1 protein-coding gene is annotated in these 516 nt (G+C 61.0%); it reads right to left on the bottom strand.

What is annotated here, in order from left to right:
• The coding region (locus AB4Z52_RS36320; protein WP_442222629.1) for a zinc-binding dehydrogenase at positions 1-516 on the bottom strand (516 nt) is incomplete at both ends.

Raw genomic sequence — 516 nt, forward strand, 5'->3', positions numbered from 1 at the left:
AGTCGAAGGTATAGTCAGCCCCGCCGATCTGATCGGCACCGCGCTTGGTCATGTTGACGAGATAGGCAACGATGTCGTCGCCGACTTCCTTCGGGTTGACGAAATGCGTCATGCCGAAGCGCTCGCCCCAGGCCTTCTTGTCGTTGTTGAGATCGACGCCGATGATCATGTCGGCGCCGGCAAGCTGCAGCCCCTGAATGACATTGAGGCCGATGCCGCCGAGACCGAAGACGATCGCCGTCGCCCCCATCTCGACTTTGGCAGTATTGATGACGGCGCCGATCCCCGTCGTGACGCCGCAGCCGATGTAGCAGATCTTGTCGAACGGCGCGTCCGGGTTGACCTTGGCAACGGCGATCTCCGGCAGAACGGTGTAATTGGCAAAGGTCGAGCAGCCCATATAGTGGTGGATCTTGTCCTTGCCGATCGAAAAGCGCGAGGTGCCGTCGGGCATGACGCCCTGACCCTGGGTCGAACGAATGGCGGTGCACAGGTTGGTCTTGCGCGACAGGCAGG

The sequence above is a fragment of the Rhizobium sp. 2YAF20 genome (assembly GCF_052114685.1).
Classification (GTDB): Bacteria; Pseudomonadota; Alphaproteobacteria; order Rhizobiales; family Rhizobiaceae; genus Rhizobium.